General features: G+C 68.0%; 10 protein-coding genes and 1 pseudogene. 9 read left to right on the top strand and 2 right to left on the bottom strand.

Features of this window, described 5'->3' with window-relative positions; genetic code table 11:
• Window positions 1–31 precede the first annotated feature (31 nt).
• Window positions 32–1,144 (bottom strand): CapA family protein, encoded by a 1,113-nt coding sequence (locus tag ACZ3UD_RS17100; protein ID WP_465587477.1) that lies wholly within the window; start codon window positions 1,142–1,144, stop codon window positions 32–34.
• 591 nt (window positions 1,145–1,735) lie between these two features.
• A complete protein-coding gene (locus tag ACZ3UD_RS17095; protein ID WP_465587474.1) occupies window positions 1,736–1,936 on the bottom strand; it encodes a hypothetical protein in 201 nt (66 codons plus the stop codon).
• A 2,306-nt stretch (window positions 1,937–4,242) separates the two neighbouring features.
• Here ACZ3UD_RS17095 and ACZ3UD_RS17090 point away from each other — a divergent pair.
• The 9 genes and pseudogenes from ACZ3UD_RS17090 to ACZ3UD_RS17050 all read left to right on the top strand — a co-directional run bounded on the left by ACZ3UD_RS17090 (window position 4,243) and on the right by ACZ3UD_RS17050 (window position 25,240).
• Complete coding sequence (locus tag ACZ3UD_RS17090; RefSeq protein ID WP_465587471.1) at window positions 4,243–5,451, top strand: hypothetical protein; 1,209 nt, start codon at window positions 4,243–4,245, stop codon at window positions 5,449–5,451.
• A gap of 219 nt (window positions 5,452–5,670) precedes the next feature.
• Window positions 5,671–7,308: an endonuclease NucS domain-containing protein gene (locus ACZ3UD_RS17085; RefSeq protein WP_465587468.1), complete on the top strand. Its 1,638-nt coding sequence runs from the start codon at window positions 5,671–5,673 to the stop codon at window positions 7,306–7,308.
• A 329-nt stretch (window positions 7,309–7,637) separates the two neighbouring features.
• A complete protein-coding gene (locus ACZ3UD_RS17080; RefSeq protein WP_465587465.1) occupies window positions 7,638–9,761 on the top strand; it encodes an AIPR family protein in 2,124 nt (707 codons plus the stop codon).
• Between the two features lie 237 nt (window positions 9,762–9,998).
• Window positions 9,999–12,140 carry a methylation-associated defense system DNA methyltransferase MAD2 gene (mads2, locus tag ACZ3UD_RS17075; RefSeq protein ID WP_465587462.1) on the top strand — a complete coding sequence of 714 codons (2,142 nt, stop codon included), beginning with the start codon at window positions 9,999–10,001 and terminating at the stop codon, window positions 12,138–12,140.
• Window positions 12,137–13,561, top strand: a complete 1,425-nt coding sequence (gene mads5 / locus ACZ3UD_RS17070) for a methylation-associated defense system restriction endonuclease subunit S MAD5 (protein ID WP_465587459.1) — start codon at window positions 12,137–12,139, stop codon at window positions 13,559–13,561. Before mads2 ends, mads5 begins: the two co-directional genes overlap by 4 nt.
• Window positions 13,561–17,889 (top strand): methylation-associated defense system protein kinase MAD6, encoded by a 4,329-nt coding sequence (mads6, locus tag ACZ3UD_RS17065; RefSeq protein WP_465587457.1) that lies wholly within the window; start codon window positions 13,561–13,563, stop codon window positions 17,887–17,889. The genes mads5 and mads6 overlap by 1 nt, the downstream gene beginning before the upstream one ends.
• Window positions 17,880–19,544, top strand: coding sequence for a methylation-associated defense system protein MAD7 (gene mads7, locus ACZ3UD_RS17060; protein WP_465587454.1), 1,665 nt, complete (start codon window positions 17,880–17,882; stop codon window positions 19,542–19,544). Before mads6 ends, mads7 begins: the two co-directional genes overlap by 10 nt.
• Window positions 19,541–20,218: pseudogene (mads8, locus tag ACZ3UD_RS17055) on the top strand (methylation-associated defense system ATP-binding protein MAD8); the annotation flags it as partial. The gene mads7 and the pseudogene mads8, both read left to right, overlap by 4 nt.
• Entirely contained in the window at window positions 20,219–25,240 is a 5,022-nt protein-coding gene (locus ACZ3UD_RS17050; protein ID WP_465587539.1) for an ATP-binding protein, read from the top strand. It begins immediately after the preceding pseudogene.
• Window positions 25,241–25,263 lie beyond the last annotated feature (23 nt).

Genomic DNA, 25,263 nt, shown 5'->3' with positions numbered 1-25,263 from the left:
CCTGCCACGGTCCCGGCCACGCCGGCATCCCTCACGTGCTCCGAAGAGTAAGCATGCCGTCCGGACCGAGATCGATTCGCACGTCGAATCCGCGGCTGACCCTTTCGAGGACCTCCCGTAGCCACTGCGCGTCCTCGGCACAGGTGTGTTCAAGCCGCATCTGCCGTGCCTGTACGGGCGCCATGCGGGCATCGACCAGTCTTCCGGTGCTCGTTTCCACCGAGATGAAGTACAGCAGCCGCAGGTCGTCCCGGTATTGCTCCTGGCCGGTGATGCCCTCGTAGTCGTCGATGAAGTCGCCGCAGCCGTAGAGGATGAGCTTCCCCTGGTTGACTTCGATGGGGCGGGGGTGGTGCGAGGAGTGTCCGTACACGACATCGACACCGCCGTCGATCAGGGCGTGCGCGAAGAGGGTATGGTCCCGGGAGACCTGGTAGCCCCAGTTGGACCCCCAGCGGACGGAGGCGACGACGGCGTCGCCCGGTCGTCTCACCTGCCGGACTCGATCGACCACATCGGCCGCGTCGACGTCCGAAGCCTCGGACACGAAGTCGACGCCGGGACGGTCCTCGGCCGCGGCCCACCTCCACGGGATCCCGTTGGAGGCCGTTCCGAACGCGAAGACCAGGACGCGTCTGTCGTCGTCGACCGTGACGATCGCGGGCTCTCGCGCCGCGCCCGCGTCCCATCCCGCTCCCACTGCCGTCAGGTCCGCACTCGCTAAGGTGTCGAGCGTCTCCGCGAGCCCGAGGGGGCCGAAGTTCATCACGTGGTTGTTGGCCAGCACGCAGACGTCGGGCCGGGCGGCGGCCAGACAGGGAAGGTGGGCTGGGTGCATGCGGTAATGCACGTCCTTCCCCGCCGCGAAGTCGTCACTGCGAGTGATACTCGTCTCCAGATTCAGCACCCGTACCTCGGGTGCGGCCTGGTCGAGCAGCTGCAGGGCCTCCCCCCAGGGCCAGGCGAAGTCGACCGGACGAGGAATCGGGCCGTTCACCGCCTCCGCCAGCTCGACGTAGGTCCGCGCATCCAGGACGTACGGCTCCCGCAGGGTCGGATCGCCGGGGTGCGGCAGGATCTGGTCGACCCCGCAGCCGAGCATCACGTCGCCGCAGAGAAACAACCTGACCGGGTCTGCGCTCATACTTCAACGCTAGGCCGCCGCAGCGTGGTCGTGGTCAGCGATGCCCTCGGCTTTCGGTTTGCCTCACGTAGGCCTGGGGGTCAGCGGCTTGCACCGTCCAGGGACGGGGCCGTGCGAGCTCCTCCCCTCGCCCGGTCATACCGCGTCCTGGCGCCCTGGGCGATTTAGCTCGGGCCCGTCGCCCGGAAACGGACCCTGCATCTCGTGGGCCAGTTGCGGGTCGGACCACACCTCTGCCGTCGCGCGCCAGGCGGCGAGGTTGCGAGCGAAGGAGGGTAGGAGGCTGGTGTCAGCGCCCGACGACCAGGTCGGCGAGCAGCTCGCCAACGCACTCGGCGCGCTCGTTCTCCGGCAGTCAGTGCAGCCAGGGAAGCTCCTCGGCGAGGACCTCCTCGGCCAGGTCGTGCTTCCGGTGGTCTCGAAGTGTTCGGCTCGCATCGGGACGAGGTTCTCCTTGTCGCGGCGGGCGGGGGCAGACCATTAGCCCAGCGATCGCGGGTGTCCTGGCCCTCGACGGGTCCAGGTGAGGCCCGGCTCGTGGAGAGAGCCCGGGAGCACGGAAGACGACGCGAAAGGGGGCCGGGTTCAACTTCACCCGGTCGAGTGGGCGGGAGGCTGTAGAGGGTGTTGAGGACGTCCGGCAGGACGTCCTCGTACGCCGCGAACAGCATCGAGGTGGGCCGGGTAGTCGTCCGCGTCGCCGATCAGCGCCTCGCGCAGCTCGAAGACCGTCTCGAAGGCGCGCTGCCACAGTGCGAGCGGGTCCGTGAGCAGTGGTCGGGCCTTGGCCACCTGGTACAGGCGGCCCTTGGCCGGGGCGGATGAGGCGGACCTTCTTCGCCCACTCGAAGACCAGGCTGAGGCGCGGCAGGTCGGCGCTGGCGCGCGGGAAACCGGGCCGGTCGCAGGTGCCGAGCTCCCGGGCATCGGCGAGTTTGAGCCGCCCGAGCTTCGTCAGCTCACGCCCGTCCTTCCCGGCCCACTTCGCGAGACCGGCCAGCTGCCCCAGATGCGGGACGGCCCCGGAAGTAACCCGTAGATAATCGACGGCTCCCGCTGGGGGGACACAGACCATTAACCCAGCGATCACGGCGGTCCTGGCCCTCGATGGGCCCAGGTGAGGCGGCTCGTGGAGAGAGCCTGGCCGCACGGAAGACGACGTGAAAGGGGGCCGGGTTCAACCTCACCCGGTCGAGTGACAAGGTCGGCAGCGGAGGCGCATTGACCAGGTGGGTCAGCGCCGCCGTTTGCCCTTGGATCGTGCGGTACTCCGGCGGGCGCGGGCAGCGTTCAGGCGGCCGAGCTGTGCCGAGCGCTCGCGCAGTGGGCCGTCGGCCAGGGAGCGGATCGGCGAGGCCGGCCTGGTCCGGATGCCCGGAGGCGACGGCGGCGATGCCTTCGCTGGCCTTGCTGCGGCCTTGGGAGAGCAACGAGTCGACGGTGGGATCCTCCCCTCCGGTCTCGAGCAGCTGGAGGAGGCTCTCGGCGAGCACGAGCAATGACTCGGGGCCGGTGAGGTCGTCGGGGTGGAGGATCTCGCGGTGGGTGAGGACGCTGAGGGGGCGAGCTGCGAGTCGCCGCGCGGACTCCGCAGAAGCCGCTCGCCTCCGCCATCCGGCAGGGCAACGGTGAGGACGTCGAGCAGGGCGGCAGCACGGGTGCGCCACGGGGCGTCGCGTACGGCTTGGACGAGTTCGGCCAGCGCGGCCTCGGGTCCGCCGTGTGTCCGGGTCCAGACGGCGAGTTCGGTGCGGGCGGAGTCGGGGTCGTAGTGCTCGGCCAGGACGCCGAGCAGCCCGGCGGCCGGGGCATGAGCGAGTTCGCCGACCAGCGGCGCTCGTGGCCCTCGGTAAGCAGCCGCAGCCGTGCGGCGTGGGTGCCGAGGTCGGTGAGGCGGATCAGTTCGACCGGGCCGTCGGTGAGCTCCTTGCGTAGCTCCTTGGCGCGGCATTGGGCGTCGCGGTCGGGGGCCGGGGGGCCAAGCAGGGCGGCCAGCGCCGGCGGCATTCCCGCAGGCAGTACCAAGGCGGGCGGCGGGGTCGACAGGTCGAGGAAGACCGGATCGGCGATGCCCTGTGCGCGAGTAATGACGCCGATTTGCTCCAGGACGTCGAGGACGTGGCGCAGGTCGGCGTCCGCCTCCTGGAACCACGTGCGTTCCTGGGCGGGGTCATCGCTGGTGAAGCGATAGCGCGGGCGCAAGTTCACCCGAGCTGGGAGGAACTGTGTGAGCAGTTCTGAAAGATGGACAAACGAGCCCTGCAGATCGAGCGGCTGCGCCGGGGCCGCGAACTCGCCGCCGGAGCGTCGCTCACCGAGGAGAACCACCGTCTCGTCGCGCTGCTCCTTCCGTCGCCCGACCCGGCGACGCAAAGACGACGGGCTCTGGGGCTCCCCAGCCCAACGACGGCATCGGAGACCTGGCCCGACTGCGCGGACTTGGTGTGCTGCTCGCGGCGGCCAATGCCGCTGTACTCGGGGTACCTATGACGAGACCCGCCAGGAGCACCAGCTCCGTTGCGCCGGGCAAGCGGTCGGGACCTCTGCTCTGCTCGATTGCGGAAGCCGCAGAGCGGTTGGGCGTCACAGTGTCATGGCTGCGCACCGAGTCCGGCCGAGGTTGAGTTCCTTATAGGCTGACTGGGAGCCATCGAATGTTCAGCGAGGAAGACCTCGAGCAGATCGTGAAGGACGCCTACCGCCCGAGCGGCGGCAGGGCCAGTACCGGTTGCCGCTGATCGAGACGATGTTGTACTGTCCGGGCCGATCGACACCGGCGGATGCTTCCGCTTTGACGGCCGCCGCCCCAAGGTCTCTGATGGGTTGCCGTGCATCGTTGGGATCCGCTGAACTCAGTTCAGCTCATGTTGCTCCAAAGGATTGGCTCAGGGGATCTCCTTGACTCCCCAGGTGACTCGAAGTCGCGGATCACTGGGTACGCCCTGCGTAACCGCGGGCTTGTCACCATTGACCGTCGCGGTGGCCGGTGGGAAGCCCAGATCACCGATGTCGGTCGCTACTACCTGGAGCATGGCCAGCATCCGGACCATCCGGACCAGCGAGCGGATCCCACGCCTCAGGCTCCTCGTGGAGCCACTGTGCCAGCACGCGGCAAGGTGGCGGCCGTCTCCGAGGCTTCGGCAGTGAAGCCCAAGCCACCCACGCGCACCAGCGGGGCCATCGAGCAGCCCGCACGGCGTGCGCGGGACGCGACGCAGCTGGTGGAGCGGCTCGTCGCTGAGAACAAGGTCATCGTCCGTGCACCGTCCGACGAGGTGATCGCTACGTGGCGGCGCCGTATCGAGTACGCCAAGCGGCACGGACTCCTTCCTGCAGGCAAACGCATCGAGACCCAACGGCACTGGAATGTGAACCGGGACTTCGAGATCCGCCTGGTGGACGGCGTCCTGGAGAGCCCTCGCCGAGGGCCCCGACCTGATCTGCCACCGGTTCCGGTGCCCGCCCAGCTCCGCTCGCCGCATCACGTGGTCGTGGGCCTGCGCGACGACACCGATCGGCTGGTGATGCCGGCGGTGCAACGCCGTCGGGCTCTGCTGCTGTTCGAGGCCCTTGCCACAGAAGCCGTTCGGCGTGGCCACCAAGTGCGTGAGAGGCCGGTAGCCGAGCGCCATCGGAGTCGTCCTTACTACTACGACGGGCGTCACCACCCGTCGCGCTACTCCCGCCGCGAGGGCGAACTCGACATCGTGGTTGACGGTTTCGCCTACACGCTCACCATCCAACAGGAGTCTCCACAGTCAACCGAGCAGGAGAAGGCCGAACTCCTCACCCTGGAACTCTGCTACCACCGTGCGCGAAGGCAATGCATCTGGCGTGATCGCAAGAGCTGGACCCTGGAAGAACTCCTGCCGGTCATCCTCGACGAACTCCGCCAACGCGCTGTTGACGACCGCCAGCATGCCATTGACGAGGAGCGCGAGCGGGCGGAGCGCCAAGCCCGCTGGGAAGCGGCGATGGCGGTGGCGAAGGAACGGGCTGTCCAGGAGCAGTACGTCAAGCACCTGCGCGAACAGGCCCGGCAATGGCGAGAGGTCTCCGCTCTCAGTGCTTACTGCGACGCCCTTGAAGAACGACTGGCCTTTGCGCAGCCATCCGACACGGCGGCCGACCGAGCCTCCGCGAGGACGTGGCTGGCCTGGGCGCGCGACTACGCGCATGTGGTCGACCCGCTCGACACCCTGCCGACCATGCCTGAGCCTGGCAAGATCGAACCGGAAGACCTCAAGCCCTTCCTCGAGGGATGGAGTCCCCACGGGCCCGAGAGCCGCCGTTCAGGCTGGTACTGACATCGTTTATGGACGTGGCCTCCAGCACAAGGGAATGGGGAAGCAGGGTTCCGGTGCAATCCTTGTCCGTGCTACGGGTGGGCCTCGTGGCAGTCCCAGATCGCTGCCCCATGGGGAATCCGCTGAGCCAACAGGAGTTGGCCAGCTGATGTCCTGTTGCGTCCCTGTTGAGTGACGGTCCATCAGTGCGTATCAGTGTCGCGTCCTAGAGTGAGGTTCATGCAGCCTCCCCGCGAGCGCGATCTGCGCGATGCCCTCTCCAGAAGCCTCGGCCTACTGGAGCCTGGCCTTCGTCTGGTCGGGACCGAGTTTCCGTTGCAAAATGCCGCTGGCACCCGTGGCAGTATTGACATTCTTGCGCGTGATCGGCACGGCATGCACCTCGTGATTGAGCTCAAGCGGGAGAAAACGGCATCGCGTCAGGCGGTGCACGAGGTCGCGAAGTACGTTGAGTTGCTCCGCCGGGAGCGCCATGTGCCGGCCGATCGGATCAGGGCTGTCATCGTTTCGACTGACTGGACGGAACTTCTGGCCCCGGTAAGTAACGTGGCTCGGGGCTGGAGTCACGATCTTCGCGGCTACCGGCTTGACCTCAAGGCGGACGGCACCATCTCCGGTGTTCATCCGGTTGAGCTGCTCGCGCCGTCCCCTGACCGGCACGTCACTCCAATCCATGTCATCTACTTCTTTGCGACGTCGGAGGAGCGGGAGGCCGGCTGGCAGCAGATGGTGCTGGCGGCCGCGGAGGCGGGAGCGACCGATCTGCTGGCCGCCTACTTCGACAGGTGTGGGAAGTTCGACCGCGTGGTGGCCGAGTTCGGCCTGTACCTGGCAGTCGGCAGGGTCGACCCGATCGAGGAGGGGCTGGGAAGCCTGGAGTCAGAGGAGGAACCCGAGGACCTGTACGAGGAGTATCCGGCCGAGTATGAGGTGCTCTGCCGCATCACCAACCGAGTGCGGGGTGTGGCTATCGAGTCGGCCGTGCCGGGTGTGTTGACCGAGATCTCCAACAACAGTCACTGGGAACTCGTCGGTTACCGCGGCTCTGGTGCCTTCCACGAGGCGAGCGCCCGCAATCGAAGCGCCTCCTCCAGGGGAAGGAGTGCATACGAGGAGGACGACTTCTTCCGGGCCCTCTGCGGCAACGAACGCGGCGATGGGCAAGTTAAGTTCACCGGTTCTGCCAGCCCGCGGACAGCCGCCCGCTGGCGGTCGTTCGTAGGTGAGGCCGAGCGCAGTCTGGCCGGGAACGACTGGGCACCTCTCGTCAGGGCATGGCTGGAGCGGGCGGCGAGGTGCCCGGACGCCAGCGACGTGATGCTCCACGTCTACAACCCTTGCGACTTGGTGCAGACCCTGGTGTACGGCACGCCGGAGCGACTGGGCGAATACGAGCCCATGGTCCTCGGCGTGATCGAACGCGGCAACGGGCAGCGCTGCGTGATGCGCGGCGGCCTCTGCTGGGACGGTAAGTACCGTGGCGACCTCATCGAGCGGGTGCGGCGCGTGTATGAGGACCCCCTCGCGTGGCAGATAGTCCGGTACGGCGGGAGCGCCTGGGCATCCGATCTGGAGCTGCTGCGGAGCCTGGGCCTTAGGTACACACTGACGGAGATCACCAGTTCGGGCCCCGGTGCGCCGAGTCCCGAGGACGAGCGCGGGCTGTGGCTTCTGCAGGACGACGAGCCACGCCGGTTCTCCTCGGATGACTCTGCGGGGTTCCTCGCGGCGTTGAGCGAGGTGAACGATGACCGCCGCATCGTTGGGCTCGGTGGATTTGTGGCGGAGCATCGAGGTGAGGTTGGAGCTCTGGTCTCCGAGTACCTGTCCGTCCTGGATATCGTGAGGGACGTGTAACCGAGAGCCTGCGTTGTGGTCTTGCTGCCCACCCTGGGCGGGTCGGACGTCGCAGCCGCCGTTGTTCTGGCGATGCTGGCGGCGCCGATTGACGTCGCCGCTGAGTTACGGCGGGTCAACTGATCCTGTGAGCTGCTTCGCGGTTGTCCTCGCAGAGGAGTTCTGACCCCCCGTGCGGGGTCGTCACGGAGACCAAGCATCTCTGTCATGACTTCAGGACGCATCCATCGGAACACCCCATGCTGAGGCGGCAGTAGGAAGAACGAAGGACAGCAACGATCTTCAGCCGCTAGTGTTTTCGCCAGAGTGAGTGTTGACGGGAGCGGGGCATGAGCAAGCTGCACGTAGGGTACGTCCGCAAGGCCATCGAGGAGCGGTTTATCGATCTCGTCGATAGGTCGGATCTGGGCCGGCTCTCCGAGCAGAGCCGGCATCAGGCGCTGCTCAGCCGAGGGCTGGCCGCGCTCGCCGTGCAGATGGAGCAGCCGTGTAGCGACCGTGTGGCCGCCCTGCGAGTCTTCGACGGCCAGGACGACCAGGGGCTGGACGCCATCGCGGTGGAGGTCAATGCCGCTCAGTCGCGGATATGCCTCGTGCAGGCGAAGTGGAGCGACGAGAACAAGGGGCGGTTCGGTGAGGACGAGGTCCACAAGATGTTCCACGGCCTCGACCTGATGCTCGACCGTCGCTTCAGCCGATTCAACCGGCGCTTTCAGCCCTTCGTCGAGGACATCGAGAGGGCGTACGAGTCCGGAGCGCCGAAGATCACGATGATTCTGGCCCTGATGCGGGAGGCGCCACTCAGCGACGGCGTCCGTGACCTGATCCAGATGAAGGTCGACGCACAGAACGAGGTTGAGGAGATGGTCGAGGTCAAGATCCTCACTCTCCGAGACTTCCATCGCGCTATCCTTGGCGACGCCGCGGCACCGAAGATCGACGCGCAGGTCCAGCTCGACGGCTTCGTCCAGGAGTCGACCCCGTACAAGGCCATGTACGGCACGATGACCGCTCCCGACCTTGCCGATCTCTATGAGGAGCACCGCCGGGGGCTCTTTGCCCGGAACATCCGCGACTCCCTGGACCTGACCGATGTCAACATCAAGATCAGGAACACCCTGTTGGATGAGCCGGAGCACTTCTGGTACTTCAGCAATGGCATCACCATGCTGTGCGAGACGATCAAGCCGATCGGCCGCGCGCTTCCCGGCAAGGTGGGGAACTTCCACCTCACGGGTATCAGCGTGGTCAACGGGGCGCAGACGGTGAGCGCCATCCACCGGGCATTTACAAAGGATCCTGACAAGGCTCAGGACGGACGGGTGATGGTGCGGCTGATCTCCCTGGAGAACTGCCCGCCGGGCTTCGGCGACCAGGTGACCACCACCACGAACACCCAGAACCCGATCGAGGAGCGCGACTTCAAGTCGCTCGACCCTGGGCAGGTCCAGCTCCGGGACGACTTCACCCTGCTCCTCAACCGTGTCTACGTCACCAAGCGTGGCGAGACTGTTCCCGACCCGGCCCATGGCTGCTCCATAACGGAGGCGGCCGAGGCGCTGGCCGCCGCCAGCCCGAACGCCCAGCTCGCCGCAGTGGCCAAGCGCGACCAGCACGCCTCCGAGCTGTGGGAGGACGGGAACTACCAGGAGTTGTTCGGTCCCAAGCCGAATGCCTTTCGTGTCTGGCGCTGTGTAGAGCTGCTCCGCGATGTCCGTGCAGAGTTGCAGAGGATGCGCGAGGGACTGGTCTGGCGCGCGGATGCGGCTGCCTTCTACGGTGACCTTCTGGTCACCCATATCGTCTTCCGCCGCCTGGACACTCGCTCCATCGAGGACCCGGAATTCGACTGGGCGGCGCAGCTCGCGAAGGTGCCGGATCTGGTGAAGGCCACCCTGGCCTGGGTCCTCGCCTCGATCGACAAGGAGTACGGCACCACAAGCCACATCATCGCCGCCGTCCGGAACACTGAGCGGATCGAGCGGGTGGTACGGGCGGCCCTGCGTGGGCTGGATTCGGATGGCCAGGCCCCCGATGTGATCGCGGACTACCAGGTGGCCCAAGCCGAGTCGCGGGGCAGGAAGACCAATGCCGTCCCCACGCTCATCGCGGCGGGCCGGATCCAGACCGGAACTGTTCTCGAGTTCCGCCCGTACAGCAAGCCGGAGCGGCGCGAAATGGCGGAGTGGCTCGCGGAGGACCCCCGGCGAGCGCTCGCGACCTGGAGTAACGAAGGCGGCCGCAATCCGTTGCAGTGGCATGTGGACCAGGCGTGGTACTCGCCCAGCGGCCTGGCGCGGCGTATGCGCGAGGCCGCTTCGGGGGTCGACACTTCGGTCCAGGGCACGCTCAGGTGGTTTGTCTCAGGAGAGGGTTCGCTGGACGAGCTTGCGTTGGCTGTTCGGCTGGAGCAAGGGCTAGAGGTGGGGGAGGAGCCGTCCGTGGGCGAGTGACGGCGGCCCGGTCGCAATAGTCGGACCTGGGCGAAATCGGGCCGGGATCGTCGGTGTCCCGCTGTAGGGTCGCGCAGCGCCGGGCTACACGGTCGGCGGCCCGGCGGGAAGCGCGGTCCGGGTCGTCTCCATGGCCGTAGGATCACAGATGGCGGTCGTGAGAGAGCAGGTTCGGGCCGCCCTGGCGCGGCAGGCGCCAATCGTAAGACCGAGCACAGGGGAAGAAGCAGCACACCGATGGAGAAACTGACCTTGGACCTGGACATTCCGCGGCAGCCCGGAGACGGTGCCGGCCCGGCGGCGGAGGAGGCCAAGCCCCAGGTCACGGTCCTCGAAGAGGGTTGGATCGTCGACTTCATCTCCAACGAGACGATCAAGGAGACCCCGAAGGAGAAGGTCCGCCAACGCATCGCCCGCGCGCTCGTCCACGAGCACGGGATCGACCCGGACGACATGCAGCGTGACTTCGCGGTGACCGTCAGTGAGGAGGGGGCGAAGCGGAAGCGGACGAAGAAGGCCGACATCGCGATCTTCGACTTCGGCGCCGAGCACACCATGGCGAACCTGCGCCGCGTGGTGATCTGCAAGCCTGAGCCCAAGCGCGGAAAGAACGTCGTCAAGCTCCGCGAGCCCGAGCAGGCGAGGAAGGACCTGGAGGAGCTCCAGGAGCTGATGGGCAACGAGGACCGTCCGCTGTGCGCGGACGGTATGTGGACGGACGGGGTCGATTTCTTCTTCCTGAAGAAGGTGGTCAGCGACTTCGGCGCAGACTTTGAGGACCGCAGCGACTGGGAGGTCGCCGACGGGACCCTCGGCAGCCGGACTGTCGCCTCGCACCAGCGGCTGCGCCAGGCTGACCCGGACATGCTCAAGATCGCCTTCCGGCGTTGCCACAACTACATCCACGGCAACGAGGGCATGCCGAAGGACGCCGCCTTCTGGCAGTTCCTCTACCTGCTGTTCGCGAAGATGTACGACGAGCGGGTCACCCGGGGCACCGGGCGCGGTCGGTTCCGCACCGGCCTGCGGGAGATGTTCGAGCCGGACGGGCGCGCCGCCATCAGCGCCCGCGTCAAGGAGCTCTTCGAGGACGTCAGGCATGAGTACGGAGACGTCTTCAAGCCCACCGACCAGATCACCCTGTCCGACCGGGCGCTCGCCTTCATCGTCAGCGAGCTCGCCCCGTACGACCTGACCGGCACGGACGTCGACGCCAAGGGCATCGCCTACCAGGAACTCGTCGGCACCAACCTGCGGGGCGACCGGGGCCAGTACTTCACACCGCGCGGCGCCGTCAACCTGATGGTGGAGATCCTCGACCCTCAGGAGGATGAAACCGTCCTCGACCCCACCTGCGGCACCGGCGGCTTCCTCCAGGCCACGCTCAAGCACCTGCACCGCAGTTGGAAGGCGGACGCCGGCACCCTCGGTTTCCCCGACACCGACGAGGAACGGGTGCGGTACGGCGACAAGCTCAAGGCCTTCGCGGACGAGCACCTGTTCGGCGCGGACTTCGACCCGTTCCTGGTGCGCGCGACGACCATGGCGATTATGACGCTCGCGCAGACCACGGGGAACGTCTTTCACATGGACTCGCTCGGCTTCCCGCGCGGGCACCTTTCGGGCGTCGAGCTGGCGAACAAGCAGATCCCGCTCGGCGAAGTCGTCGACGTGCTGCTGACCAACCCACCGTTCGGTGCGGACATCCCGGTCAGCGACGAGTCGGTCCTTGGGCCGTTCCGTGACGGCATCGCCAAGTCGTGGGGTCGGAACAAGGAGACCGGAGAGGTCGAGGCGAGCACGACCACCGGGCCGACGAGCATGGCGCCCGAGCAGCTGTTCATCCAGCGGGCGATCGAGTGGGTCAAGCCCGGCGGCCGGATTGGCATCGTCCTGCCCAACGGCGTCCTGTCGAACCCGGGACCGACCGACGAGGCGATCCGCCGGTACATCCTGGAGCACTGCTGGGTGCTCGCCAGCATCGAGCTGCCGGTGGAGACGTTCATCGTCGACGCAAACGTCAACATCCTCACCACGCTCCTGTTCCTGAAGCGGAAGACCGACCAGGAGGTCTGGAACCACCGGATGGGGACGGAGAATTCGTACCCGGTCTTCATGGCGGTGGCCGAGAAGGTCGGCTTCGACCGGCGCGGGAACGAGCTCTACAAACGCCATCCCAACGGGGCCCGGGTGCTGGAGACGAAGACCGAGATGGAGCGGCTCCGGATCCGGGGCAAGGAAGTGACCCGTCCGCTGACGCGCGTCCAGCCGGTCATCGACAACGACCTGCCAGTGATCGCGGAGAAGTACCGGGAGTTCCGCGCCAAGTACCCGATTCCCGGCGTGGACCCGCGCAAGGGTGGGGAGGCGGGCGCGTGAAGATCGCCGGCCTTTCCAACCCGGTGATGTCCGGCTGGTTCGCGGACCAGGGGCTCAGGCTGGACGCCTCGCCGTACATTTCGGGCTCGCTGGACGCGAAGAAGATGCTGGAGCGGCTGCCGAACACGGCACCGCTGGCGAGTCTGACCACCGGGCACAACGGGGGCATCTTCAACGGCCCCATGTTCCGTAGGGTCTACCTCACCGACCCCGAGCACAGTGTGCCGTTCCTCGGCACAAAGGATATGATGGCGGCCGACCTCACCGGGCTGCCCCGGCTGCGGAAGTCCGACGCCAAGTCAGCCGCCTTGTCCTACTTGCAACTCAAGCCCGGAATGACCCTGATCTCGTGCTCGGGGTTCAACGCCGGCAGGAGGGCGTACGTCCGCCCCGACATGGGTGACTGCTGGTCCTCGCAGGACACGCTCAAGGTCGAGCCCGACCCGAGGAAGATCAAGTCCGGGTACCTGTACGCCTTCCTGCTCAGCCGGTTCGGCGAGTCCCTCGTGCGGGGATCGGTCTACGGATCGGCCGTGAAGCACATCGAGCCGCACCACATCGCGGGTCTTCCCGTGCCCCGGTTCGATGCGCGGTTCGAGACGCGGATCCACCAGCTGATGGAGCGGAGCGCGTGGCTGCGCGCACGGCACCAGGCGGAACTGGTGGCCGCGACAAAGGACTTCTTCGACAGCAACGGGCTCCCCGAGCTGAACGAGATCCGGTGGCACCAGCAGGAACGGGATCTCGGGTTTGAGGTGCAGAGCGTGGGGCCGGTCTCGCTCCGGGCACTGAACTTCGCGCCCAGGGCGCGGAGGCTGATGGAGAAGCTCGGCTCGGTTCCGGGCTCCACACTGGGGGCGATCTGCGAGGGCGGCAGCCTGCGTACAGGAGCCCGCTTCAAACGGCTCGATAGTGACCCAGAGCATGGCGTCCGCCTTATTGGGCAGCGCCAGTCGTTCTGGAACCGTCCCGAAGGGCGATGGATCAACGAAGCAGAGGCCCCGGACGATATTCGGCTGCAGGATGAGACGATCCTGGTGGCCGCTCGTGGCACTCTCGGCGAGAACGAGGTCTACAGCCGTTCTATTTTCGTCACCGGATCTTGGCTGCAGCATGCTTACAGCCAGGACTATGTTCGCGTTGTGAGCGGCAACTCTGAAGTGTCCGGCGCTTACCTCTTCGCCTTCTTCAGGTCCGATGCTGCCTTTCGTGCACTGCGATCCCTGAGTGTCGGAGGGAAACAGCAGGAATATCACCCGAGCTTCCTTCGGGAGCTTGCCGTCCCCCTCGCGCCTCCCGCCGACCGTGCCCGCATCGCCGCCACCGTTCGCTACGCCTACCAATGCCGCGACCGCGCAGACCTCCTGGAGGACAAGGCGCTCGCGCTGATCACCGCCGCCATTGAGGAGGCCGCTGGCTGATGGGTGCCAGGATCGTTGCTGTTGGGGAGGCCGTCAACGATGCCGAGCGGAGGGTGATCGCGTACCTGCGTGATCACGCCCCCGACGACTGGACGGTCCTGCACTCCGTTGAAATCCCGCACCGCGACCGGCTGTTCGAGGTCGACCTCGTGGTGGTCACCGGTCACGCGGTGTACGTCATCGACGTGAAGGGCACCCGAGGCCGGATCGAGGCCGACGGCAGCCACTGGTACCCGGCGCAGCGGGCGCCGTTCCGCAGCCCGGTGCCCAAGCTCCAAAGCCACGCCAAGCAACTCAAGGCGATCCTGGAGACCGCCCACCGGCCGCTGTCCCGCCTGTACACGGACGCCCTGGTCGTTCTGCCGACGGCGGACGCGGTCCTGCTGGACGGTACGCCCCAGCAGCGGGACGCGAAGGCCACGGTCGCCCTGCCCGAACTGATCGGTCGGCTGGCCGGCACGGGCCGGGTGCCGGTGTCGGGCGGGCGGTTCGACGCGGACGTCTCCGCGCACCACGAGGTGATCGTGCGGACCGTGCGGGGCGCCTCGCGTCCGCCGTCCGGGCCGCTGCGGTTCGGCAGTTGGGAGGTGATCGAGAGGCTCAGCGAGTCCCAGCACGCCGAGGGCATCGACGTCCTCGACGAGTACCGGGCGAAGAACGCCCTGGCGGTGCAGGGCTCGGGCACGGTACGGCTCCAGGTCCGCAAGGCGGACCCGTACGCGCCGGAGGCCGACCGGGTACTGCGGCGCAAGCGGATCGGCATCGCGTACGAGGCGCTCGGCAAACTGCCCTCGCACCCGAACATCGTCGGGGTGCGGGACTTCTTCGCCGACGAGGGCCAGGACGCCTACGTCACTGTCTTCGATGACGTGCCCGGACACGCACTGAAGCTGCACTTGACCGGTGCCGCCGACCCGCTGACCGCCGACGCCAAGCTGCGCACGATCCGCCATGTCCTGCAGGGGCTCGCCCATGCGCACAGCCGCCGGATCGCGCACCGCGAGCTGAGCCCATCGACCGTGCTGATCGCCCAGAACGGCCGGGCGATGCTGACCGGCTTCGAGTACGCCAAGACCGCGCAGCGCCGCAGCCACACCGTGATGCTGGAGGCGCGTCGGGCCGCCGACCTGTCCTATCTGGCCCCGGAGTGCCACGCTGACCCCGCCGCCATGGGCCTGCCGTCCGACATCTACGCGGTCGGCGTCCTCGGCTACCAACTGCTCACCGGTGAGCTCCCGTTCAGCTCGGCCACCGATCAGGCCACCGCGGCCGGGCGGCTGCCCGCCGCAGGTCTGGCGAGTGCCGGCGTCGGGGTGGAACTGGCGCACTGGCTCCAACTGCTGTGCGCGACGGACCCGGCCGCACGCCCCACCGCCCTCGAGGCGCTGCGTCGGTTCGACCTGGCCGTCGGCGCCGGCCGGGCCCCGGCCAGGCGGATCGGCATGTCCGCCGGGGGTCCTGCAGTACCGCCCGGGGCGGTCCCGACCGGCCAGGACGGGCCACGCGGCCCGGAGTTCTACCGGGACCTGCCGGCCGACTTCCAACTCGGCACGAAGTACCTGGTACGGGGGCGCTTGGGCCGCCCGGGGTCCTTCGGGGTGGCCTACCGGGTGTACGACACGATAAGAAGCACGGACCGGGCGGTGAAACTGGTCCTCCGGGACCGGGAGTCCGTCCTGGAGCGGCTGCGCCGCGAGGCCGACGTTCTGCAGAGGTTGCAGGGCGCGCCGCACCGCAACGTGGTCTCGATGGTGGACGCGGACCGGCTGCCATCCCCGGACGAATACCCTTACCTGGTATTCGAGTTCGTCGATGGCAAGGACGTTGCCGAGGTGATCCGCGGCGGGCGGATGGGCGCGGCGGACGTGCTGCGTCTCGCCATCGACACTGCCCGCGGGCTGCGCCACATCCACGAACTCGGAGTGTGGCACTGCGACATCAAGCCGAGCAACCTTCTGTGGACCGACGACGGCGTCAAACTGATCGACTTCGGGATCGCGAAAACCTCGGACTCCTCAGAGGGGCACAACTACACCAGCCCGCGCTACAGCCCGCCTGACCTCGACGAGGTGCCCGCCGACGCCACCGGGTACACCGACCGCGACCTGTTCGGGCTCGGCGTCACCCTGTACGAGGCGCTCACCGGCGGGCAGTACCCGTGGGACGCCAACTGGCCGCTGCCCGGGGTCGCGCCCACCGACCCGCGAACCGCGTACAGCGGCTTCGGCGATCTCGCGCCCGGCTTCGCGGAGATCATGCTGCGGGCGATCTCCCCCCACCGGGGCGAACGGTTCAGCACGGCCGAAGAGTTGCTGCGGGCACTGGAGGCCCTGGAGTCCGCCCGCGACACCCGTGGGCCCGTGCCGCTGCCGGAGCGTTCCGAACTGCCTCCAGTACCGCCGACTGGTGAGGCCGGCGCCGCGGCCGCGCCCCCCGAGCCGAACAGCAACCCGTTCGTCGCGCACCTGCAGACGCTGTACAGCCAGAGCCGCCGCAGCAACCGCGGCACCCGCGGCCTCGACCCGCACACTATGTCCGTCTACGTTGAGACCGCCCTGGACCGCGAACTCGTGCCCGCACTCCGCCAGGGCAAGCACGCCCTCGTCGTCGTCACCGGTAACGCGGGCGACGGCAAGACCGCCTTTCTGGAGCGTTTCGAACGCGAGGCCCGAGAACTGGGCGCCGACTTCGGCCCGCCGCGGCCCAACGGCAGCGACTTCACCCTGGAGGGTCACCGCTTCCGCACCAACCACGACGGGAGCCAGGACGAGGGCGACACCGAAGGCGACGAGGTCCTCGAAGAGTTCTTCGCGCCCTTCGCTGGCTCGGCCGAGACCGGCTGCGCGGGCCTCCCGGGCGAGACCCGGCTGATCGCCGTCAACGAGGGCCGGCTGATCGACTTCCTTAGCCATCACCACGACCGTTACCCGCACCTCGCCAGGCTCGTCAACCTGGGCCTGGCCGGCCGGGACACCGGGCAGGCCATCGCCGTCGTCAACCTCAACGCGCGCGACGTGACCGTCCGGCCCGGAACCGCGGACGGCAATCCCCAGGACGGCGAATCGCTCCTCGAGCGGATGGTCGACCGGATGACCCACGAGCGGTTCTGGGACGACTGCGCAGGCTGCGACCTCGCCGCCACCTGCTACGCGCGACACAATGCCCAGACGTTCCAGCACCCGTCGGCCGGGCCGCAGGCCAAACGACGCCTCCGTCGGATCTATGAACTCACCCAGCTCCGCGGCAAACTGCACATCACCCTGCGAGACCTGCGCTCCGCGCTCGCCTTCACGCTCACCTCTGGCCGCGACTGCGACGAGATCCACCAGCTGTACGCGGCTGGTGACGCCCAGAGCATCATCGACAGCTTCTACTTCTCCGCCCACCTGGGCACGCCCCCGACCGACGACGGCACCCCGCAGGAACGCGACCGGCTGCTCTCCCTGCTCCGCGAGGCCGACGTGGCCGCCACGCCCCAACCCCGGCTCGACCGGCGCCTGGACTACACCGGGCTCCTGGAAGCCGGGGCACTGGTCACCGTGGACGGCCGCGGCGACCGCGACCGCGTCCTGCTCGGCCGGCAATTCGAGGAACTCGGCAGGCCGGGCACGGGCCACGGCACCCAGACGGTGGAGCACCGCCGCTACCTGGACGCCGCCCGCCGCCTGCTCTACTTCGAACTCCACGACGAGGAAAGGGCCCAGCGGATGCTGCCCCACCCCTCGGTGCTGCGCTTCCTGCACCTGCTGACCGCCGAGGGCCCGCTCACACAGGAACGCGATGCCGTCCTGCACTCCCTCAACCGGGGCGAAGGACTGATGGCACCGGAGCGGATCGGGAACGCCCTCGCCCTGAAGATCCGCGACGTACCAGGCGGCACCGTCCGCAGCTTCCGACGTTTCCCCGCCGAAGGATTCCAGCTCGAACCAGGCAGCGCACCCGCATCCCCGTACGTGGAGTCCGCCCGCACCGCGCTGCGCCTCAGCTACCAGGACCCCGCCGGCAGCCAGGGCGGCACCGCCGAACTGGACATCCGGCTCGACCTCTTCGAGCTGCTGCAACGGTTCGAACAGGGCTACCGGCCGTCAGTGGCCGACCTCCAGGGGCAGCAACTGGCCCTCGCCGTGTTCAAGAACCGGCTGTCCGCCGTCCCGTACCAGGAGGTGCTCCTGACTACCTATGGGCACGACCTGCGCCGGATCCACCGCGCTGCGGACTCCGTCCTGCACATGGAAGACTTGGCGGCTGGCCCGGCCGAGCACGAACCACTCGACCAGGACGCCGAGCAGCCGGGAACCGGCAGCGAGGAGGAGACGGCATGGCGCTGACCGGATCGCTCGGTACCTTCCACCACCCCGGGGTCAGCCGGATCGACTACAAGCCGCTCGACATGGACCGGGTCCTCACCGCGCTGCTCGCACGACTGTGGCACCGAGGGATGCCCAGCTATGTCACCCGGTCAGGGATGCTCGACGTCGAGGTATTCGTCAAGCTGTTCCTCGACAACCCCGAGGTGTTCGACGGTTTTGACCGCGAGACCACCGCCCGCTGGACCGCCACCCATCTTCTGGACCTGGTCAACCGCGGCAGAGCGGACGAGGCGGTGGCCGGCCCCCGGCCGCTGCACGGCTTCACCTACCGCTTCCGCAACAGTCGCAAGTCCCGCCCGTACGGGGCCGACGAGCAGCTGTACGAGATGCTCACCGTCGATGAGGGAGCCCTCAAGGGGCTCCGCGAATTCTTCTTCTCCGACGTGGACCGTGTCACCGGCTCGATCACTCCCGGTGCGGGCACCGACGTCGAAACCCAGGCGTTGCTGCACTTGGTGGGGCTGGCCGGAGGCCAGATGCAGGACCGCGCGGATACCAGAAAACCCCGGACCCCGTACCCGCCGCTATGCGAGGAGCCTGCGCGGCTGCTCTGCCAGGACGTCATGCGGCTGCTCTATCATCAGGACCACATACCGCGGACGGTTCTGGTCGACCACCTGAAGACACTGTTCGCCTTCCACCTTGCGCTCTACCACCTGCGGATGGCGAAACTGCTCCCGGCAGTCGTCGAGGATGGTCTGGTCCCGGCCTCCTGCCGCAAGGGGCACACCGGAACAGCAGCCGCAGACCGCTGCCCGTACCGGGTGCGGCTGTTCCTCGACGCCGAGGGCACCCCGGGTACCCCGGCCGCCGCCCTCGCCGAGCACAGCGCCGACATCTGGTACCGGCGCATTCCCCGGTTCATCCAGGCGACGTACCAGGTGAAGAAGCTCGACGACTTCGCTGAACACCTCGCTACCAAGACCGGTGCCCTGAGCCGCACCGCCGGCCGGAACTACTTCACGCCCGAAGAAGCACTGCGACTGCTCGGCAAGTCCTACCGCAAGGACCGCGACGCCTTCTTCCTGCAGCGGATCACCCGGGTACGGGACGAAGAGGACGAGCTTCCCCCGGAACTCAGGCGGATCACCCAGCTCGGGCTCGACCCCTTCGACGAGTACACCGAGATGCTGATGCACTACCGGGGCCGTTACTACCGGGGCCAATTCGTGAAGTGCCTGGACTCGATGCTGCTGAAGCACCGGCCCGGCGCGCTGCTCGCCCAGCCCCGCGGCGGGGGCGGCGGCGAGGCAGCTGCCCGCAGGTTCGTACTGGACGCACGACTTCTCGAAGTGCTCCTCCAGGTGTCGCTGCTCCGGGCCCGCGACGACGGCTCCGGGAACCTCGCGACCTCGCCGATGCGGATCGATGAGTTCCTGGCCCTGCTGCGGGACCGCTACGGGCTCTACATCGACCGGTTGCCGGACGGCGACGGCTTCAGCGGTGCACACCTTGACGACCAGGCGGCGCTGCGCGCCAACTCCGCCGCACTCCTCAACCGGCTTCGCGAGATCGGCTACTACCAGGACATGTCCGACGCCTATCTGACGCAGACCATCACCCCCCGGTACGCCATCGGCACCACTGCACGGACGGGAGCCGACCAGCGATGAGTACGACCGGACTGTCCGAGCCCACCCCCAAGGAACTGCGCGAGGCACTCGAAGGCGTTCTCGTACCCCGGCTGGCCAAGCTTGTCGGACAGCGGAGCGCCGGGCACTGCATGCGGGTCACCGAGGTGGACGCCGAACTCGCTGCGTCGCTGGTGCGCCGCCTGCGCGGGGCACTCGGCCCCAACACCACCGTCTGCCTGCTCACCACAGCCGAGGACCTCACTCCGGGCCGGCCGTTCCAGGACGTCGGTGTCACCAGTACCAAGCTGGTCGAACTTCGCAACCGCACGCAGGACGATGGCGCCTTGCCCGGCCCGCTTCTCGCCTTCGTGCCGCCCGGCACCAGGGTGAGCGCTGAGGACTCCTTCGGCATCGCGACCTTCGAAGAAGTGCCTCTCTCGGACGCCTACACGCACCTCGCCGACCACCTGCTGGACCAGGTGCCGCAGCGGCTGCGCCCAGGCGTCGACGAACTGCTCGCCGCCCTCCGGGACCGCCCGGCGGCACGGGCGGGCGACCGCGCCGTCGCCCAGTACCTGCTCGCTCTTCAGGCCAACGACTACCGCGAACAGGTCGCCGGAGCGGCCGTCTACCACTTCGGACTCGTACCGGACTTCCAACTGTTCGCCGACCCTTCCCTGGTACGCGAGCGGGTGGGGAAGAACCACGGTCTGGTGGAGAAGCTGACCACCTCGCCCCGGTCAGAACGGCAGCGTGTCCTGGACCTCGGACTGAGCGATCGCGACTTCGCCGCCCGCCTCGCCGGCTTCGCGGCCCGCTGCGGCCTGGAGGACCCGGTGGCGTGGACCCGCCGCATCGTGGTCGAACGGGACAATTGGGGTCTCTCCTTCGGCAATTGGCGGATCGACGAGCGCAGGCGCGCCACTGTCTCCATCACGGTGCGCGAACTCGGCCTAACCGTGGCGGGCGACAATGCCGAGCACCTGCGCGCCCACCCCGTACTCGCGGCCGTGGCGGGCCAGCCCTACCTGCTTGCCGGGGAGAAGGGCGTCCGCGAGATCGTTGCGCGCTTCGCGGTACAGCCGGACCCGCGCCGGGTCGACGGGCTCGAGCGGTTCCGGGCGGAGATCGTCTCCGAGAACGGCGGCCCGACTGGGCGGACTGCCTACGTCGCCAAGGGGAAGACGGCGAAGGCCGAGTACCGGGTGCCGCTGCGCCGCCTCGACAAGATCGACTGGGAGGAGGGGTGGCACTACGTCCGGATCCTCCCGCTGGACGAAGCGGACGAACCCCTCGACGTCGCACCCGGCGCGCACGATCTGTCCGGTGGCGAGAGCGAGCGCTTCTACGTCATCCCCGGCGGCGAAACCGAGGAGCCGCCGGACCGTAGTGCCGGACGCTTCCCCGGAGTCGCTCAGGCATTGCGGTCCTTGCAGTTCGATGCGCTGGCTGCGGGCGAGGACCCGAGCCGCGTCGCCACCACCGACATCCGCTGGCGAGCGGCCGCGGTGCGCAGTCCGCAACGGATCCTCACCACGAAGGTCCACCCTGCAGGCACTGCCGAGATTCGGCTCGCACCCCTACTCGTCCAGACCCAGCAGGACTTCCTCGCCCGGCCCGGCGACACCGCGCTGCGCCGCCTGGTCCTGCACCCCGACGGCACCGCCGAGACGCCCGCCGGCGGCGATGAGGACCTCGGATCCGCCCTCAGCGGGAGGGCAGCCGACGCGTACGATACCTTCCTGACGGCTCGCCACACCTACTTCACCGCGATCAGCGGCCTCAGCGGGCGGGGCGATGAGCAGAGCGGTCCGGTGGAGCCGACCGGCCTGCTGGTCAGCGAGGCCGTCGACTTCGAGCGGGTCCAGGACGAACTCACCACCTACGTCGAGGCGTTCGCCGAGCTCATTGACGCCCAGTCGCTCCAGGTCGAACGGGCCGCCGACGCCGGGCGCGGCAGTGCCCTGGCGGCGCTGGCCCGGATCCAGCAGATCGACTGCCTGGCGGTGACCTTGCTCGACGGCCTCGGCCGAAGGGACACCGTCCTGCTCGTGTCGCCCACGCACCCGCTACGCGCGCTCTGGCTGGCGACCTGGTCCGCACTGGGCCTGGACTGGGCCGGGCGCCTTGTCGGAGCGGGCAAGAAGGCGGCCCTCGACGCCAAGGACTCCCTGCTGGAATCCCTGGCACCGCTCGGCTTCCCGTTCGCGATCCCGCGCCAGGACGGCCGCCTGATGGCCGCCGCCGACAACCTCACCCCCTACTGGGGCGCCTACCTGCCCAGCGAGACCGCCGACCCCCGCGGCCTGCTCGGCCGGCTCTCCGCCGCCCTGCACCTTCCGACCTCCGGCGCACGCACCGCCGGCGGCACCGGCGCACTGTCCGGGACGGTCCTGGCCGACCGGATCGAGCGGTACGTCCGCCTGCACCCGTATGTCCGCACCCTCGTGCTGAACGTCGTCAACGCGGGCCGTGCGGAGATCGTCGCCGACGCCCTCCTCGAACTGCAGCGCCGCACACCGACCCGCGACCTCACCTACGACATCCGGCTGTGCGTAACCGACCCCGAGGCACCGGAGGCCGGGGCCGCCCTGACGGAACTGCAGAGCGCGCAGAGCCAGATCGCCTCCGCCGAAGCTGAGGCGTTCCTGCACACGGCCGGACCAACCCGTACCGCGAAGCTGGTGCACTCCGTTCGCTCCGTGGCGGAGTTCACCCGGCAACCGGCTGAGTTCCACGCCCACCTCACCGTCCTCATCGACGCCTTCGGCGGAGAACAACACTCGTCCACCGCCGGCCTGGACATCGCCCACGCCCCGGTCCATGGCCTGGTGCAGGCGACCGCCTCCAGCTACACGGACAGCGACCAGCAGATCGTTTGGCACACCGCCCCCCGGCACGGCGCGGCCAAGCCCATGGAGGAAGGCGAGGACCTGGCCACCCTGCTGAGCCGCCTGCCCGCACTGCTCGCCACCGCCGCGGCATGCGTGGCCACCGCAGGACACGCCCCGCGGAACGTGCCGTGCACCGTCCTCTCCCTCGACACCGCCGACCGCGCCCTGCTCTATCAGGCACACCAGACCGCCGACTGGGTCGTCACCATCGACCGGACCTTGGGCCTGGAATACTTCGACCACGCCGGACAGCACGGCAGGCCCGAGTACGTCATCGACTACTCGCCCTCCCCGAGCGGCGGACTCGGACACCAGATCATGGTGAGCTCCAACTCGGTCGAAGAACTGCGTACCCTGCTGGGCCCCACCGCCCGGCAGCACGGCCTGGACGTCGAGGAACGCCACCTCAACACCTTCTTCGACCAACTCCGGCTGCTGTCCGGCAACCTCGCCTTCAAACTGGCCTCCACCGCACCCAACCAGCGGACCGAGGTCCTCGGACTGTCCCTGGCCCGCCTGTACCTGGACTACCAGGACGTCCTGCACAACCAGGTCGTCGTCCCCCTCGACGCGCACCCCGAGCTGTACGCGGAGGCCCGCCGCCAGGCCCGTGAACTCGGCGACGCCCTCTCCTTCCAGCGCAGCGACCTCGCCCTCTTCCACCTCGACGAGCGGGAGCGGACCATCACCTGCCGGCTCGTCGAAGTGAAGTGCTACACCGCGCTCGACGACATTGGCGCGTATCAGCGACTCAAGACCAAGGTTGGCCGACAGCTGGAACGAAGCCAGGCCGTACTCTCCGAGTCCTTCGATCCTGCCCTCCGAACACCCGACCGTGTCGACCGCCCGGTCAAGAACCTCGTCCTTGGCTCCATGCTCCGCTTCTACCTCGAGCGAGCCGCCCGCCACGGAACCATGAATCAGACCGCCCGCACGGCCGCACACCAACTGCTCGACAGCCTCGACGAGGGCTACCGGCTGCGGTTCACCCGGAGCGGCCTGATCTTCGACCTTGCCCGGAGCGGGACGGACCGGGAAGCCGACGACGGAGTGGAGTTCCACCGGATCGGCAGCGACCTGATCGATGAACTGGTCCAGGCGATCCCCACGGTGCGTCCCGGCATTCCGGTCTCCTCGGAAGGCGGCAGCACGGGAGACAGGGCCGATGCGGTGCCGGAGTCGGACGGAGAGGCAACCGCGCCCACCCTGGCGCTGTTGCGGCTGTCAGTCCCGCGCCTCACCGACGCGGTCTTTCGGGCGGAAGACTCTGTGAAGGTGGACGAGGAGGAGGGAGAGGGCGCGGGTCGAGCAGTCACGGAACTGGCAGTGGACGCCGAGTTCGAGCCGGCCCAGGCTGTCACCCCGCAGCCCGCAGCTGTGCGGCACGCACAGCCATCTGAAGCCCGGCCGGAGTCACCCAGTCTCTTCGTGCCGGACGCCGTCGCAGCTCAGGAGCCGGTAAACACGGCGGCAGACCAGAGTGAACGAGAGGGGGCAGTTCCCGGTCTGCCGGTCGCCTCGACACGTGAATCCGTTGATGAGCCCTCCCACCCGGGTGCGGCGCTCGACCCGCGGAGCTTCCACAACGCGCTCACTGCCGATACCCCGGGCCCCACTGCACCACGCGTTACCGGAGACGTGTTGCCCGAGATTTTCCTTGGAGTCACCCGGACCTCACCCCAGCACGGCGTGCTGGGTGAGGTCGCCGGCCGCACGGTCGCCCTCGACCTCGACGAGACCCATACGATCAGCCTCTTCGGCGTCCAGGGAGGCGGCAAAAGTTACACCTTGGGCAGCATCATCGAGGCGGCCTGCTTGTCGGCCCCGCCAGTCAATAACCTTCCACACCCGCTGGCTACCGTGGTGTTCCACTACAGCAAGACCCAGGACTATGCGCCTGAGTTCACTTCCATGGTGCATCCGAACGATGACAGCGCCCAGCTCGCTACCCTCAAGCAACGGTACGGGGCAGAACCGCGTGCCCTGTCCGACGTCCTGCTTCTCGCGCCGGAGGCTCAGGTAGACGAGCGTCGTGCGGAATACCCCGGGATCGAGGTACAACCCCTTGCCTTTTCCTCGGCCGAACTTAAGGCGGAACACTGGAAATTCCTCCTCGGCGCGGTCGGGAACCGGTCCACCTACATCAAACAGATCGCCAAGGCCATCCGTAAGCGGCGCAACGATCTGAGCCTTGACGCGATTCGTCAGGAACTTGCCGACTCACGGATGCCGGACCACATCAAGGACCTCGCCGAGGACCGGCTCGGGCTTGCCGAGGAGTACATCGACGACAGCGTCCGGCTCACCAGCCAGATTCGCCCCGGTCGACTCATCATCGTCGACCTGCGTGACGATCTAATCGAGAAGGACGACGCTCTCGGCCTGTTCGTCGTTCTCATGCAGCTCTTTGCCGACGCTCGGGACGGCGACCGCCGCTTCAACAAGCTGGTCGTCTTCGACGAAGCGCACAAGTACATCGACAGCCCCGACCTTGTAGCCGGTCTCGTCGAGACGGTCCGTGAGATGAGGCACAAGGGTATGAGCGTCCTTGTAGCGAGTCAGGATCCACCCTCCGTGCCCGTCCAGCTGATTGAGCTGTCAAATCATGTGATCCTGCACAAGTTCACCTCCCCAGCCTGGCTGAAGCACTTGCAGAAGGCGAACGCAGCCCTTTCCGGACTCACCGCCGAGCAGCTGGCCCGGCTCGGCCCGGGCGAGGCGTACGTCTGGTCGAGCAAGGCCACCGACCCGGCATTCACCCACGGCGCCGTCCGTATCCGATGCCGCCCCCGTGTTACCAAGCACGGTGGAGGGACCAAGACCGCGTCCGGCGGGGAGTGACCTGCGAGACGACGTCAGAGCGG

It is taken from the genome of Kitasatospora sp. NPDC023118, from assembly GCF_055560875.1.
The sequence above is the reverse complement of the archived record's forward strand: the minus strand, read 5'-3'. Positions and strand labels throughout refer to the sequence as shown.